The sequence below is a fragment of the Streptosporangium sp. NPDC004379 genome (assembly GCF_042873875.1).
Lineage (GTDB): Bacteria > Actinomycetota > Actinomycetes > Streptosporangiales > Streptosporangiaceae > Streptosporangium.
This window is the reverse complement of sequence record NZ_JBIAMC010000002.1, coordinates 258,326-273,458: the sequence shown is the minus strand read 5'-3', so window position 1 is coordinate 273,458 and position 15,133 is coordinate 258,326. Positions and strand designations below refer to the sequence as shown.

At 74.1% G+C, this 15,133-nt stretch carries 11 protein-coding genes; 2 read left to right on the top strand and 9 right to left on the bottom strand.

The genetic code is table 11. The annotated features are described in order from the left end of the window. Positions 1-8: 8 nt before the first annotated feature. The 6 genes from ACFYSC_RS05280 to ACFYSC_RS05255 all read right to left on the bottom strand — a co-directional run bounded on the left by ACFYSC_RS05280 (position 9) and on the right by ACFYSC_RS05255 (position 6,743). On the bottom strand, positions 9-914 hold the full coding sequence (locus tag ACFYSC_RS05280) for a sulfotransferase (RefSeq protein WP_389956946.1): 906 nt from the start codon (positions 912-914) through the stop codon (positions 9-11). Beyond that, positions 911-2,479: a lipopolysaccharide biosynthesis protein gene (locus tag ACFYSC_RS05275; RefSeq protein WP_389956943.1), complete on the bottom strand. Its 1,569-nt coding sequence runs from the start codon at positions 2,477-2,479 to the stop codon at positions 911-913. The genes ACFYSC_RS05280 and ACFYSC_RS05275 overlap by 4 nt, the downstream gene beginning before the upstream one ends. After that, the gene (locus ACFYSC_RS05270) at positions 2,467-3,324 is read right to left on the bottom strand and encodes a sulfotransferase domain-containing protein (RefSeq protein WP_389956940.1); all 858 of its coding nucleotides are present in this window, start codon (positions 3,322-3,324) and stop codon (positions 2,467-2,469) included. The genes ACFYSC_RS05275 and ACFYSC_RS05270 overlap by 13 nt, the downstream gene beginning before the upstream one ends. A gap of 73 nt (positions 3,325-3,397) precedes the next feature. Further along, positions 3,398-4,471 (bottom strand): hypothetical protein, encoded by a 1,074-nt coding sequence (locus ACFYSC_RS05265; RefSeq protein WP_389956937.1) that lies wholly within the window; start codon positions 4,469-4,471, stop codon positions 3,398-3,400. Further along, on the bottom strand, positions 4,468-5,805 hold the full coding sequence (locus ACFYSC_RS05260) for a hypothetical protein (RefSeq protein WP_389956934.1): 1,338 nt from the start codon (positions 5,803-5,805) through the stop codon (positions 4,468-4,470). Before ACFYSC_RS05260 ends, ACFYSC_RS05265 begins: the two co-directional genes overlap by 4 nt. Next, positions 5,799-6,743, bottom strand: a complete 945-nt coding sequence (locus ACFYSC_RS05255) for a Wzz/FepE/Etk N-terminal domain-containing protein (RefSeq protein WP_389956931.1) — start codon at positions 6,741-6,743, stop codon at positions 5,799-5,801. The genes ACFYSC_RS05260 and ACFYSC_RS05255 overlap by 7 nt, the downstream gene beginning before the upstream one ends. A 554-nt stretch (positions 6,744-7,297) precedes the next feature. Here ACFYSC_RS05255 and ACFYSC_RS05250 point away from each other — a divergent pair. Then, a complete protein-coding gene (locus ACFYSC_RS05250; protein WP_389956928.1) occupies positions 7,298-8,392 on the top strand; it encodes a hypothetical protein in 1,095 nt (364 codons plus the stop codon). Here the strand turns inward: ACFYSC_RS05250 and ACFYSC_RS05245 are convergent. From ACFYSC_RS05245 to ACFYSC_RS05235, 3 genes are all read right to left on the bottom strand, one after another. Then, on the bottom strand, positions 8,276-9,229 hold the full coding sequence (locus tag ACFYSC_RS05245) for a sulfite exporter TauE/SafE family protein (RefSeq protein WP_389956925.1): 954 nt from the start codon (positions 9,227-9,229) through the stop codon (positions 8,276-8,278). The genes ACFYSC_RS05250 and ACFYSC_RS05245 overlap by 117 nt on opposite strands. A 30-nt stretch (positions 9,230-9,259) precedes the next feature. Then, positions 9,260-10,507 (bottom strand): adenylyl-sulfate kinase, encoded by a 1,248-nt coding sequence (gene cysC / locus ACFYSC_RS05240; RefSeq protein WP_389956922.1) that lies wholly within the window; start codon positions 10,505-10,507, stop codon positions 9,260-9,262. A gap of 101 nt (positions 10,508-10,608) precedes the next feature. Beyond that, a complete protein-coding gene (locus tag ACFYSC_RS05235; RefSeq protein ID WP_362931072.1) occupies positions 10,609-11,337 on the bottom strand; it encodes a methyltransferase domain-containing protein in 729 nt (242 codons plus the stop codon). A 162-nt stretch (positions 11,338-11,499) separates the two neighbouring features. Here ACFYSC_RS05235 and mfd point away from each other — a divergent pair, with 162 nt between their 5' ends. Then, positions 11,500-15,069 (top strand): transcription-repair coupling factor, encoded by a 3,570-nt coding sequence (gene mfd / locus ACFYSC_RS05230; protein WP_389956918.1) that lies wholly within the window; start codon positions 11,500-11,502, stop codon positions 15,067-15,069. Positions 15,070-15,133: the final 64 nt, after the last annotated feature.

Below are 15,133 nucleotides of genomic sequence, written 5' to 3'. Positions count from 1 at the left end.
TGCGCGGATCAGTGGGCGGCCAGCCGCCTGACCCGGTGGGCCTCCTCGCGGCTCAGCCGCGCCTCGGCCGCGGACGCCGCCCGCCGGGAGTCCATCGGGCGGTATGCGGTACGGGACAGGCCGCTCCAGGCGAAGCCGCCGCCCGGCCGTCCGGCGGGTGCGGTGCAGGCACGGGAGATGCGACGCTCGGCGCGGGGGGACCAGGTCAGGCCCGCCCAGTCGTACAGGCCGCGGAAGCCCCGCACCGGGTCGGCGGCCAGCTCCTCATAGCTCACCAGCAGGATGCCGGGATGCCGCGCGGCGAGGGCGGCGGCGACGTCCCGGGCCGCCCGCCACAGGGCGACGGTCGTGGTCACGGGGTCCCGGCAGTCCGCCAGCGGGCGCAGCTCCGCCAGGCACGGATGGTCGCGGACCAGCAGTGGCTGCCCGAGCAGCTCGCGGGGACTGACGGCCCAGCCGAGCCGCCGCCAGCTCCCCACCAGTCCCACCGGGTCGCGGAGCAACAGGATCACCCGGCAGCTCAGCCGCTCGGCGAACCAGCCGGCCGAGAACAACGCGAAGGGGTCGTCCAGCAGCGCCCGCCGTCCGGCCAGCCTGCCCAGCGTGAACGCCGTGCCGTACCGGACCAGCCGCGCCAGGTCGTACGGCGAGCGGTTGCGGCGCAGCTCGGCCAGGAAGCGGTAGCGCAGCGCGACGGTGCCGGAGAAGGCGCGCAGCCAGGCCGCCTCGTTGTCCGGGCAGATGTACTGGAAGCGGTGGGTCACGCGGGCGTCGAGCACGCCGGGGCAGCCGCCGGGCGGATGCTCGGGGTTCAGCGGCTCGTTGACGTAGACCAGCTCGCCCCCGGCGGCGAGCATCTTGCCCGTCCAGCTCGTGCCGCTCCTCGGTAACCCGGTCACCAGCACCGGCGTCATCGGCCGCCTCCGGCCCGGAGGCGCGGTGATCGCCGCGGTGACCGCCATGGTGACCGCCACGGTGTCAGCGCGGCGACGCTGTGCGCGCCGAAGGGGCGCAGGCCGTAGAGGCGGTTGATCCGCCACAGCGGGAGGAGGTTCTTGACCAGCGTTCCCCCGGACCAGCCGAGGGCGGCGCCGAGCACGCCCTCGGACGGGACCAGCAGCGCGTCCAGCGCCACGGTCGTCGCGACGGCCGCCACCAGGTTGACCAGGCCGGCGCGGGTGTGCCCGGCCGCGGACAACGCCACGTCGGCCATGCCGCAGGCGGTGGCGGCCATCATCGTCCCGGCCAGCACGAGCGCCACCGGAACGCCGGAGGCGTAGCCGTCGCCGAACACGCCGAGCAGCCACGGCGCGAGCACGGCGTAGCCCAGCCAGATCGGCCAGGTCGGCGCGACCAGCCACATCGTGGCCGACTGGTACAGCGCGCGGGCGCGCGGCAGGTCTCCCTCGGACAGCGCGCGCACCAGCCTGGGCTGCACCGCGTGGGCCAGCCCCTGCCCGGCGAGCTGTCCCACGACCTTGAACCTGGTCGCCGCGGTGTAGACGGCCGCCTCCGCCGGGCCGGCGAGCGCCGCGACGACCAGGACGTCCAGCCGCTGGAAGACCGACTGGAGGGCGGCGGCGGCCGATCGGGGCCAGGTGTCGCGCCACAGGTCGAGCGCGGCGCCCGGCGTGCGCGGCCCGCGCGGCAGCCGCCGGCGCAGCCAGAGCGCGGCCGGCGCCAGGACCGCCGCGTATGGCCAGACCCAGGCCACCGCGAGCGCCGTGAGCGTGGCGGCGTCCACGGCGGCCGGTGCGATGCCCGGTGCGGTGTCCGGTGCGATGGCCGACGGCGATCCGGCGTCGACGATGGCCGGTACGGCGGGCGGCATCCCGGCGCCCCCCGCGCCGCCGCTCAGAGCGGTCGGATCGGTCATGCCGATCCACGCGCCCGGTGCGGGGCCTCCCGCGCCGGTGCGCGCGGTCCAGAGGACCAACGCCACCCCGGCGAGCTGGGCTGCCGGCAGGAACAGGCCGGTGAGCAGGACGGTGGGCCGCATCGCGCCGAACCCGCGCGTCGCGGCCACCGCGACCTCGGCGCACACCACCGCCGGCAGCGCGAAGGCCAGCACGCGCGAGGCGGGGTCGGCCGGACGGAGGGCGGCGGCGGTGGCGGCGGTCAGCGAGAGCGCCGCGACCGGGACGAACGCCGCGCGGACGTAGCCGCGGGCGGGGCCGTAGCCCAGGGGACGCGACCGGGCGATGAGACGGATCAGCCCGTTTCCGGCGTCCAGGCGCAGGATCCCGGCGACGGTCAGGCACAGCGCCGTCGCGGTGAAGAACGCCCCGGCCGTCTGCCGGTCCGTCTCCCGGGTGACCAGCACGACCGTCGCGAACTGCGCGGCGGCGCCCGCCCCCGCCCCGGCGAGGCCGGCCAGACCGGCCCGTGCCGTCCCGCCCAATGAGACCGGTGAGACCGGTGAGACCGGTGAGGCCGGTGCGGTGCGGTCGGACGGACGCGGGGAGATCAGCGCCGCCATGACGGCTCCGTGCCGAGCCACGGTGAGAGCCGGGCGTCGGACTCCTCGAAGCGTCCGGCCAGCTCACGGCGGAGCGGCTCGGGCATCGGGGCGGGCCGCGGCCGGGCGTTGTGCCGCTCGAACCGGGGGTCGCCGAGGTGCGGCAGGCCGAGGAACTCCAGCACCCGGTCGTAGACGACCTCCGGCTCCGCGAAGAACCGCCCGCTGTCCAGGACGAGCAGCCGGTCCCGGCCGAACAGGGGCTCCAGCCGGGCGAGCTGCTCGGCGTAGCGGCCCCTGGCGAGGTAGGCGTGGTGGCGGTGGGCATGGCTCAGCGAGTGGGGGCGGGCGCGCAGGGCGTCCTCCGCTCCGGCCAGCCGCTCCTCCTCCAGCTCCACCGCGCGGGCGAAGTCGGGCTCGGTCTCGAACCCCCGGGCCAGTTCGTGGGCGTGCGCGGAGAAGGCGCGTTCGACGGGGTCGCGGACCAGCACGACCAGCTTCACCCCGGGCAGGTCCTGGGCGATCCGGGGGCCGGTGAGCGGATGGAAGAGGTAGTAGGGGGACGACTCGAACGCCCGGGGGCGGTGGCCGTACCGACGGGCGAGGCGCGCGGAGCGGACCTGGAGGGGGAAGTGGGCGCGGTACCACGGGAGACCCCGGTCGTAGGCCACGTCGAAGTAGTGGACGCCCTTGTGGAGCACCGGTTTGAGGATCAGCGGATGCTGTGCCAGCGCCCGGTACAGCGAGGTGGTGCCGCACCGCTGCGCCCCGATGACCAGGAAGGACGGCAGGAGCCGGTGCCCGGCGGTCAGCCGTCCCGCGGCGCGGGACACGGCATGGACCGGGCGCTTCACCCCGGGGGTCATGTGAACTCCTCTCCGCGTGGGGATCAGGTCGTCAGGTCGGGGACCCCCTCTCCTTCGGAGAGGGGGAGGGGCCTCAGACGAGGGCCTCCTCGAAGTCGACGGCGGGGCCGAGCCACCGGGCGGGCGGGCCCAGAGGGGAGTGCCCGTCGGCGGCGTGCCGGTCGGCCAGGGCGATGAGGTAACGGGCGGCCGTCAGCCTGGCCTCGGCGGCGGTCAGCCCGAACGGCGCCAGGACGCGCAGCGCCCGGGTCACGCAGGCGCGGGCCGCGGTGGCGGGATCCGTACGGCGCAGCGCGCGCTGGAAGAAGTGGTGGACGGCGTCGAAGCCGAGCGGCACCCCGGTGGCGAACCGCTCCCAGTCCCACACCAGCAGCCGCCCGTCCGGGCCGCGCGCGATGTTCCACGGTGAGAAGTCACCGTGCCAGGCGAACCCGTCCGGTCCGTCGGCCGGGCCGTTCGGGAAGGCCGGGCCCCCTCCACCCACCGGGCCGTTTCCACCGACCGGATCCCCTTCGCCGGTCGGACCTCTCCCGCCGGACCCGGCCAGGTCGCCGGGCGGGCCGTTCCTGCGGGTCCGGCCGAGGCGGCCGATCTCGCCGACCGCCTCGGCGACCAGGTCCTCGGGCACCGGGCCGCGCCGTACGGGCAGCGGGGACAGCGCGAGCACCGACAGGCCGCGCCATGTCCCGTGGTGCAGCACGACCGGAGGGACGACGGTCTTCAGCGGCACGTCCGCCAGCAGGCCGAGCGCTCGGGCCTCGTTCGCGACGAGGGCGCGGGTGCGGCCGGTGTCTCCGATCTTCACGAAGGCGGCCAGGCCGTCCGGGGTGTGGGCCTCCAGGATCGGCTTGCGGTTGGCACGCCGGGCCGGGCGGACGTGCAGCACGACCCGGACCGGCGCGCTCAGCGCCTCGCCGAGGTAGGTCTCGATGGTGTCCTCCCCGGAGGGGACCATGATCCTTCTGCCGGGGTGCCACCACCGCCGTGGCACGAGCCTGCGGGGGAGCACGGGGTGCGGGAGCAGGCTGTGGGGGCGGGCCTCGCCGTCGTCGGGGAACAGCAGGCGGACGGTCCGGTCGAGGTAGCGCAGCCGGGCCTGCGCGTCGCCGGCGCGGCTCGCTCGGTACTCGGTCCAGGGGCTGGTCAATCGAACGCGCCTCCTCCATGGACGGCCGGTCGGGGGCGGGCGGGGAACGGCGTGCCCTTCTGGTTGCGCCACAGGAGTGCGAAGGAGATCAGGTACAGGCCGAGCGGTGTGACCAGCCCGTCGTAGACGAACATGTAGAGCAGGGTGAGGATCATCACCAGGACCCCGGCCATTCCGATCGGGCTCCGGTCGCGCCAGTGGCGGCGGACGGCCCCGGCGAAGAAGGCCACGTACAGCGCGGCCCCGGTGAACCCCTGCGTGATCATCAGGTGCCAGAGCTGGCCGTCGCTGCCCAGCGGCGGGTGGCCGCAGGTGTCGCACCAGTCGGTCTTCCCGGTGGTGATCGTGCGGTGGTTGCCGGTGGCGTTGCGGGTGTTGCCGTAGCCGATCACCGGGGAGGTGCGTGCGGCGGCGACGGTGGCCGAGACGGTGAAGGCGCGGATGTCGTTGCTGTGCGGGTTGTCCAGACGCTGGGCGACCATCGTCCGCAACGGGGAGAGCAGGAACGCCAGCGCCGCCGCGGCGACGGCCGCGCAGAGCGCGGCGCGGGTCCGGCCGCGCAGGCGCAGCAGTAGGTACGCGACGCCGACGCCCAGGCCGATCCACAGCCCCCGGTTGAGGGAGTAGACGATCGGCACGGCGGCGAGCGCGAGCAGCGGCGGCACGGCCGGACGCCGGCGCGGCCCGCCGTACACCCACCAGCCGATCACGAACCAGACCAGCAGCACCGAGACGTTGCTGCCCCAGGCGTTGGCCCACTCGAAGGGCGCCTCCGGGCGCGGGGACGCGTGGCCGAGCACCTTCTGCACCTGCGCCGCGGTGGGGTGGATCAGGTTGTGGACGAAGGAGTTGCCGCTGACCGCCGCGGGCAGCAGCCGCTCGACCGGTGAGGTGAAGTCGGCGTGCGGGGCGACGACCCCCAGCAGGCCGCCCGCGACGGTCGTGACGAACAGCGCGCCCAGCATGCGGACCAGGGTGAGCTGGGGGAGCTCCCGCTCGGTCAGGTTGCCGAGATAGAGGACCATGATCGTCAGTGAGACGTAGAGGGCCAGGCGCATGAGGTATCCCGCGACCCGCCCGGGGCCGAACTCGCCGTAGGTGCCCGGGGGCATCTCGCCGAGCATGAGCGCGCTGACGAGGTATCCGGCCAGCAGCAGCAGCCAGAGCCCGAAGCCGCGCGGCGTCCTGATCGGCCGCCGCCGCCACAGGACCAGTGCCATCGCCGGGGCGAGCGCGACCACCGACAGCCCGCCGAGACCCAGAGCCCACCACAGCGGGTATCCCACCAGCAGCGCGGCGATCGGCCAGGCCGCGCGGTGCGGCACTTTCACCATCGGGCGGGCGCCTCTCCGGGCGCTTCTCCGAGCGCGACCGGGCGCCGGGCATCGGGGCGGGCGCCGGGACGGGGACGCAGACGGGGACGGGAACTCAGGCGGGGGCGGGGACGCAGGCGGGGACGGGCGACCGGGCGCTCGGGCAGCCATCGGGCGAGGCCCGCCCCGGCGAGCAGGCCGGTCATCAGGCCGCTGCCGAGGTACAGGGGAGGACTGGGCGCGCTGGGCCCGGCCGGTGGCACGGCGTCGCTGATCACGGACCCGGGGGTGACGGCGACGGTCCGCAGCGCGTCGTACCGGAGGGTCAGGCTCGCGGACTGGCGGCCCAGGACGCTCTGCCGGTGGGCGGCCAGGGTGCGCTCCGCGGTGCCCCTGGCCAGGCGGGGCAGCGCCGCCGCGCCCGACGCCAGGCTCGTGTTGACCTGGCGCAGCTTGGCCAGCAGCGCCCGCAGCTGCGCGTCTCGCGTCTGCTCCGCCGACTCGCCGCGGTTGGCGAGGTACGCCCTGGCGTAGGCGGAGGCCCCGGCCGCGGCCGCACGTGGGTCGGCGGCGGTGCAGGAGAGGTCGAGGACCGAGGTGTTGGGCGGGACGGAGACCTCGACGGGCCCGGGGGCGTGGCCGAGCAGGGCGCGGACCCGGGCCGCCACGACCGCGGACTTGGCGATCTGGGCCTCGGTGTCGAGGTTGAGCGCCTCTCGCTGGCGGCCGGTGACCTGGTTGACCTGCTCGGGGAGGCCGGTGGGGGAGACGAGCACCTGCGCGGAGGCGGTGTAGGAGGGTGGGACCACCCGGAGCAGGAGGCCGCCGCAGCCGAGACCGGCGGTGATGAAGATCAGCAGGATCGGCCACCTGCGGCGGAGCAGGGAGGCGTGGTCCGTGAGGTCTCCGCCGGGGTGGACGGGCGCGTCCGGGGACGGGCCCGGGTGGAACGCCGTCAATCGAACGCACCTCCTTCACGAGGATCGACGCGGGCCGGTCGGCGCGGGGCTTCCGGGACGCGTCGCCGCACCCTGGAACACCCTTCGCGAGGGGGCGTTCGGCATGCGCCCCTCTCGGGCGGGTCGACGCCTTGAGAACCCTAGGAACTATAGGTCGGCTTTCCGGTTTACCGGACCGATACACAAGATTTTCTTTAGATTGTTCTCGTCTATCGAGGTGTGATGACCAGCGTTTATCGGACATTTCTCATTCGTCGCCCTCGTGCGGTTCGGGTGCGCCGGAACCCGCGTCGTCCCGTCGTTTTCGCAGGCCGTACGGCCCGCGTTCGACGGCGGAGCCGATCGGCGGCCGGTGGCGGAACGGTTCGCCGCCGACGGCGGCGCGGCTCGGGGTGAGGTTCGGAGGAAAGGACCGTGGATGTGGCGGTACGGCCGGCGTGAAACCCGAAGGAAAGGACGGAGCGGTGGGCCGTAGAACAAATAGGGAGGCTGATTTGCCGCGAATATCGGGTTGTCCGGAAGTTTTCCGGAGAAAGGCAGTATTCGCCGTCTCCATGGTCTTGGCCCTCGCGCTGCTTCCGGCCCTCGGCGCCTGCGGCCCCGCCCCGGCCGGGGCCATCGGCCCGCCGTACCCGCCTCCGCCCGCGACGTCCTGCGCGGCCACCGCCATCCTCGTCCCGACCTGCGGGGCGTGGTGGGGCATCGCGCCGGAGGTCTTCACCGGGAGGTCCCCGGCGCGGGCGCTGGAGCGGGCCGAGGCCCGCGTGGGCCGCCGGGCCGGCATCGTGCACGTCTACCACCGGGGCGCGGAGCTGTTCCCCACCGCCGGGGAACGCTCGATCGCCGCCGGTCCCGGTGGCCCGCGGCTGCTGCTGGTCAACTGGAAGCCGTCCTTCGACCGCACCTGGGCCGAGATCGCCCGGGGCGCGCTGGACCGGCGGATCGACCGGCTGGCCGGGCACATCAGGCGGACCTTCCCCGGCAGGTTCTTCCTGACCGTCCATCACGAGCCGGAGAACGACGTGCGCGAGGAGCCCGGTTCGGGGATGACCGCCGCCGACTACGCGGCGATGTTCCGGCACGTGGTGACGCGCCTGCGTGAGCGGGGGGTGCGCAACGCGGTCACCGTCATGACCTACATGGGCGCGCCCAACTGGGCCGTCGCGCCGTGGTTCACGCGGCTCTACCCCGGCGACGACGTGGTCGACTGGGTCGCCCTGGACCCCTACCTGGACCCCTCGGCCGGGAGCCGGACGGGCTCTCCCGCCGGACCGGACCCCTTCCCTGGAACGGGCCCTTCCCCCGGGACGGGCGGCTTCGCCGGGCTGGTGGACCGGACGCGCCCGGACGCCGCCGGCTGGCCCGGGTTCCACCGCTGGATGCGGTGGCGCTTCCCGGACAAGCCGATCATGCTCGCCGAGTGGGGCGTGTTCGAGCGTCCCGGCAGGCCCGGCGCCAAGGCGGCGTTCTTCGCCGCGGTCCGCCGGGAGATGCGGCTCTATCCGCAGATCAAGGCGCTGGTGTACTTCGACTCACCGCGTGCGCCGCGCGGCGACACCCGCTTCGACGCCACCGCCGACGCGGCCCGCGCCTTCGCCGGCCTCGTCCACGACCCCTACCTCGGCGCCACCCCGGTGCCGCAGGAGTGACCAGCCCACGGCCCCGGCGGCCACCGCCGCGGCGAGGATCCACAGCAGGGCGGCGTTGCCCACGCCGAGGAGCTTCAGCGCCGAGGCCAGCAGCACCACCGCGAGGATCGCCCGGATCACCCCGCCGGGGGCCCGGGAGGAGATCCGCGCGCCGAGATAGACGCCGGGGATCGAGCCGGCCAGCAGCGAGGTGGTGAGGTCGAGCTGGAAGTCGCCGAACAGCAGGTGGCCCAGGGCGGCCGAGGCGACCAGCGGCACGGCCTGGACGAGGTCGGTGCCGACGAGCTGGTTGGACTTCAGCGCCGGGTAGAGGGCGAGCAGCGCCACGATGATCAGCGAGCCGGATCCCACGGAGGAGATGCCGACCACGATTCCACCGATCGTACCGACCAGTAAGGTCGGGATTGGGCGCACGACGATGGACCTCAGGTCCGCCGAGACGGGCCCTTCGCGCCGCGCCAGCCACGCCTTGGCGACCAGGCCCGCGACGGCCAGCAGCAGAGCGACGCCCAGGGCGTACTTGATCGTCTGCTGGATCGCCTCGCCGCCTGAGAACGCGCGGGCCACCAGCACCCCGCAGAACGCGCCCGGCACCGACCCGGCGCACAGCCAGCCGACGAGCCGCAGGCTGACCGTGCCGCGCCGCAGGTGGACGATCCCGCCCACCGGCTTCATCACGGCCGAGGCGACGAGGTCGCTGGAGACGGCGGCCAGCGGCGGGACGTTGAAGAACAGCATCATCATCGGCGTCATCAGCGCGCCGCCGCCCATGCCGGTCAGGCCGACGATGATCGCGACGAGGAAGGACCCGAGGGCCAGGGGGATGTCGATGTCCATGAGTCGCTCACCACTCCTCGGTAGGGGCCCTCAGCGGACCCACCCTCCACGGACCAGCGGATCGAGCACCCGGCCGACGGCGTCCTCGACGGAGACCCCGGTGGTGTCGATGACCAGGTCGGCGTCGTCGGGCTCCTCGTAGGGGTCGGAGACGCCGGTGAACTCGGGGATCAGCCCGGCGCGCGCCCTGGCGTACAGCCCCTTGCGGTCGCGCCGCTCGCACTCCTCCAGCGGCGTCGCCACGTGGACGAGCAGGAAGTCGGCGCCGACGTCCTCGACCATGGCGCGGACCTCGGCGCGGGTCGCGGCGTACGGCGCGATGGGGGCGCAGATCGCCAGCCCGCCGTGCCGGGCGACCTCGGCGGCGACGAACCCGATCCGGCGGATGTTGAGGTCGCGGTCCTGCCGGGAGAAGCTCAGCCCCGCCGACAGCAGGCGGCGCACCACGTCGCCGTCGAGGTAGGTCACCGTACGGCTGCCGCGCTCCAGCAGCGCGTCGCGCAGCCCCCGGGCGACGGTGGACTTGCCCGATCCGGACAGGCCGGTGAAGAAGACCACGAGTCCGCGGCGGTGCGGCGGGCCGGGGATGGTCACCGGCTCGGGACCGGCCAGGTGCTCGGCGGCGCCGTACGCCTCGGCCACCCGCTCGCGCAGCTCCAGGTCGACGGCCGCCTCCTCGCGGGGCGCGAGCGGCACCGCGGCCACGAGCGTGCCCTCCGGCAGCAGGTCGCGGGCGCGCAGCGCGGCGCGGACCACCGCGGGCCCGCCCTCGCCGAACACCAGGGGCAGCAGCAGGACGACCGCGTCCAGCTCCCGGGCGACGGCCCGGACCTCCTCCAGGTCGTCGAGCGGGCCGCGCATGGTGACGGCCAGCGCCGGCCGTCCGGCCAGCTCCTTGCGGACCTCCTCCGGCGTACGGCGCAGCCGGGCGAACGGCCCGTGCTCGGCCGCGCCCAGCGCCTCCACCGGTCCGGCGGCCAGGCCGTCGCGCCGCTCGGTGACGGTCAGCGCGGCCAGCGCGGCGCCCTCGGGGTCGCGGAGCGTGACGCGGTCGCCGGGGGCGGCCGGGTGGTCGCCGGGAAGGGCGAGTGTGACGGGCGCCGGCCACGGCGTGCCGTCGGTCAGCGTGCCGTGCCCGGCCACCGCGTGCGCGTCGGCCGGTCCCATGAAGCCGGTGAGCGGGTGGAACGCGCCCGAGAGCAGCAGCTCCAGGTCGGCCAGCTCGCGGGCGTCGGGGGTGTGCTCGTGCGCCGCCGTCTCCGCTGTCTCCGCCGTCATCTCCCCGCCATCCCCACGGCCTTGCTCCCTAATCCCGATCGACTTAGTCGGATTTCATCAGCTTACTCACAACCCGAGCGCCCGCACCAGCCCGCGGCCGGTCAGATCACCCGGGCGAAGTGGCTGTGCGGGTTGCGGATGACCATGATGATCTCATCGTGCGAGGCCGGGAACCTGCCCCTTGAGAGCTTCTCCACCGCGGAGCAGGCGAAGGCCGCCAGGCCCGCCATCCGTCCCCGCAGCGCCGGGCCGCTCCGCTGCGAGGCGTCGTCGGTGACCATCAGCCCCCGCGTCAGGCAGAAGGAGTGCATCCCCTGGCGGGACGTGACCGGCCGGTAGCGGGCCGGCAGCGGCCCCACGGCGTCCTTCGGGGCGAACCTGCGCCACAGCAGCCGCCGTAGCGGCGCGGGCAGCAGCCGGTCGCACGCGCCGTAGGCCGAGGACCGGTCGCGCATCCGCACCAGCAGCAGCCCGCCCGGGCGCAGGCCGGTCAGCAACCGGTCGAGCACCAGCTCGGGATGGTCCAGCCGTTCCAGCAGGAAGGGCACGTGCACGACGTCGAACGCCCGCGGCGGCACCGGCACCGTCCGCAGGTCGCCGAGCGTCCAGGAATCGAGATCCTTGCGGGCGGAGGTGCTCTCGCGCAGCACCGGAAGATCCTCGTCGATCCCGGTGACGCGCGCCTCGACCCGCTCCAGATCCAGCGGCTCTGGCCGGCCGCACCCGGCCACCAGGACGTCGAGCCGCCGCCCCGGCAGCCCCGCCCACTGCTCGCGGATGCGCCGACCGAACATGTCGTCGTGACCGACGACCGACCGTACCTCAGACATGTCACCGAGAGTAGTCAACACATGACGATTCGCCGTGCATTTACCACTCTCGACGAGGGACCGGCGTGTGCAAGTAGCCTTGGGACATCACCCCCGCGCCCGCCGGCCGGGGGCAGTCGTGTTTTCCATCGTGTTGCCATCGTGGGGCTGTGGGCGAAACTGATGAGCCTTTCCGGACTGCTTGACCTCGTCGTCTCCGAGCCGAAGCTGACCTCCGCGCTGGAGGGCGTGCGCGCGGGGGACCTCTCCGACGTGCCGCTGGTCGCTCCGCCGGCGCTGCGGCCGTTCGCGGTGGCCGCGCTGGCCCGCGACGGCGCCGAGGGGGGCGGACGCGCCGTGCTCGCGGTGACCGCCACCGGCCGCGAGGCCGAGGACCTCGCCGCCGCCGTCGCGAGCCTCCTCGACCCGGCCACGGTCGCGGTCTTCCCGGCCTGGGAGACGCTGCCGCACGAGCGGCTGTCGCCGCGCAGCGACACGGTGGGCCAGCGGCTGGCCGTACTGCGCAGGCTGGCGCACCCGGTCGAGGGCGACCCCGCCGCGGGCCCGCTGCGCGTGATCGTCGCGCCGGTCCGCGCGGTGCTCCAGCCGATCGTGCGCGGCCTGGGCGACCTCTCACCGGTACGGCTGCGCGCCGGTGACGACGCCGACCTCGACCAGGTCGTCGCCCGGCTCGTGGAGAACGGCTACAACCGCGTCGACATGGTCGAGAAGCGCGGCGAGGTGGCCGTCAGGGGCGGCCTGCTGGACGTCTTCCCGCCGACCGAGGAGCACCCGCTGCGGCTGGAGTTCTGGGGCGACTCGGTGGAGGAGATCCGCTGGTTCAAGGTCGCCGACCAGCGGTCGCTGGAGGTGGCCGAGGAGGGACTGTTCGCCGCGCCCTGCCGAGAGCTGCTGCTGACCGCCGACGTGCGCGACCGCGCCCGTGAGCTGGCGGAGAGCCACCCGGCGCTCGCGGAGATCCTCGACCAGCTCGCCGACGGCGTCGCCATGGAGGGCATGGAGGCGTTCGCGCCGGTCCTGGCCGGGGAGATGGATCTGCTGGTGGACCACCTGCCGGCCCGGTCGGCGGTGTTCGTCTGCGACCCGGAGCGCATCCGGGGCCGCGCCGACGACCTGGTGCGCACCAGCCAGGAGTTCCTGGAGGCCTCCTGGATCAACGCCGCCTCCGGCGGCGAGGCGCCGATCGACCTGGGGGCGGCGGCGTTCCGCACCCTGGAGGACGTCCGCGAGCGGGCCGGGCAGCTCGGCCAGCCGTGGTGGTCGATCGCGCCGTTCGGCGCCGGCGCGGACGGCGGGCCGGAGGACCCGGCGGGGGCCGTCCCGGACGGCGGGGCGGTGGTCCTGCCCGCGCGCGAGGCCGAGTCCTACCGCGGCGACACCCAGCGGGCGCTGAGCGACATCAAGGGCTGGCTGGACCAGGACAAGGTCGTCGTGCTGCTCAGCGAGGGGTACGGCCCCGCCGAGCGGATGGCCGAGCTGCTGCGCGGCGCGGACATGCCCGCCCGCCTGGAGCGCGACCTGGGCCACCGGCCGGAGCCGGGGGTCGTGCACATCAGCACCGGCCTGGTCGAGCACGGCTTCGTCAACTCCTTCCTGGCCGTGCTGACCCACCTGGACCTGGTCGGCCAGAAGGCGTCCACCAAGGACATGCGGCGCCTGCCGTCCAAGCGCCGCAACATGGTCGACCCGTTGCAGCTCAAGGTCGGCGACCACGTCGTGCACGAGCAGCACGGCGTGGGCCGCTACGTGGAGATGGTGCAGCGGACCGTGCAGGGCGCCACCCGCGAGTACCTCGTCATCGAGTACGCCAAGGGCGACCGCCTCTACGTCCCCACCGACCAGCTCGACGAGGTCACCCGCTACGTCGGCGGCGAGTCGCCCACCCTGAACCGGATGGGCGGCGCCGACTGGGCCAAGGCCAAGACCAAGGCGAAGAAGGCCGTCAAGGAGATCGCCGGGGAGCTGATCCGCCTCTACTCGGCCCGGATGGCCTCGCCCGGCCACGCGTTCGGCTCCGACACGCCCTGGCAGCGCGAGATGGAGGACGCCTTCCCCTACGCCGAGACCGGCGACCAGCTCGAAGCCATCGACGAGGTCAAGCGCGACATGGAGCGCGGCGTCCCCATGGACCGGCTGATCTGCGGCGACGTCGGCTACGGCAAGACCGAGATCGCGGTGCGCGCGGCGTTCAAGGCCGTGCAGGACGGCAAGCAGGTGGCGGTGCTGGTGCCCACCACGCTGCTGGTCCAGCAGCATCTGTCCACCTTCGCCGAGCGCTTCTCCGGCTTCCCGCTGAACGTGCGGCCGATGTCGCGCTTCCAGACCGACTCGGAGATCTCCGCGACCGTCGAGGGCATGCGCGACGGCACGGTGGACGTGGTGATCGGCACCCACCGGCTGTTCTCCCCGGAGGTCAGGTTCAAGGACCTCGGCCTGATCATCATCGACGAGGAGCAGCGGTTCGGCGTCGAGCACAAGGAGGCCATGAAGCACCTGCGGACCCAGGTCGACGTGCTGGCCATGTCCGCCACGCCGATCCCGCGCACCCTGGAGATGGGCCTGACCGGCATCCGCGAGATGTCGACGATCCTCACCCCGCCGGAGGAGCGCCACCCCATCCTGACCTTCGTCGGCCCCTACGACGAGCGGCAGATCGGCGCGGCGATCCGGCGCGAGCTGATGCGCGACGGCCAGGTCTTCTTCGTGCACAACCGCGTCTCCAGCATCGGCAAGGTCGCCGCGAGGCTGCGCGAGCTGGTGCCCGAGGCCAGGGTCGCCGTCGCCCACGGCCAGATGCAGGAGCACCAGCTTGAGAAGATCATGGTGGGCTTCTGGGAGCGTGAGTTCGACGTGCTCGTCTGCACCACGATCGTCGAGTCCGGGCTCGACGTGCCCAACGCCAACACGCTGATCGTGGACCGGGCCGACAACTACGGCCTGTCCCAGCTGCACCAGCTGCGCGGCCGGGTCGGCCGGGGCCGTGAGCGCGGCTACGCCTACTTCCTGTACCCGCCGGAGAAGCCGCTCACCGAGACCGCCCACGAGCGGCTGGCCACCATCTCCCAGCACACCGAGATGGGCGCGGGCATGTACGTGGCGATGAAGGACCTGGAGCTGCGCGGCGCGGGCAACATCCTCGGCGCCGAGCAGTCCGGATTCATCGCCGGCGTCGGCTTCGACCTCTACGTCCGGATGATGGCCGAGGCCGTCCAGGAGCAGAAGGCCAAGCTGTCCGGCGTGCCGGCCGAGGAGGCCGAGCGGCCGGAGGTCAAGGTCGAGCTGCCCGTCAACGCCCACATCCCGCACGACTACGTCACCTCCGAGCGGCTGCGCCTGGAGGCGTACAAGCGGATCGCCGCCGTCGCCTCCGACGCCCAGATCGCCGCGGTGCGCGACGAGCTCGTCGACCGGTACGGCAGGCCGCCCCAGCCGGTGGAGAACCTGCTGGAGGTCGCCCGCTTCCGGATCCGCGCCCGTACGGCCGGCCTGACCGAGGTCGCCCTGCAGGGCCAGAACATCAGGTTCGCCCCGGTGGACCTGAGGGACTCCCAGCAGGTGCGGCTGCAGCGCCTCTACCCCAAGGCGCTGCTGAAGCAGGCGGCCGGCACGCTGCTGGTGCCCGTCCCCAAGACCCGGCCGCTCGGCGGGCAGCCGCTGCGCGACCTGGACCTGCTGAAGTGGTGCGGCGACCTGGTCCAGGCGATGTTCCTGGAGGGCGCTCCGAAGTCGTAGCGGGTTCCTGGAGGGCGCTCCGGAGCCGTGGCGGCGGCGGACCCCCGGGGGAGCACCCGCCGGG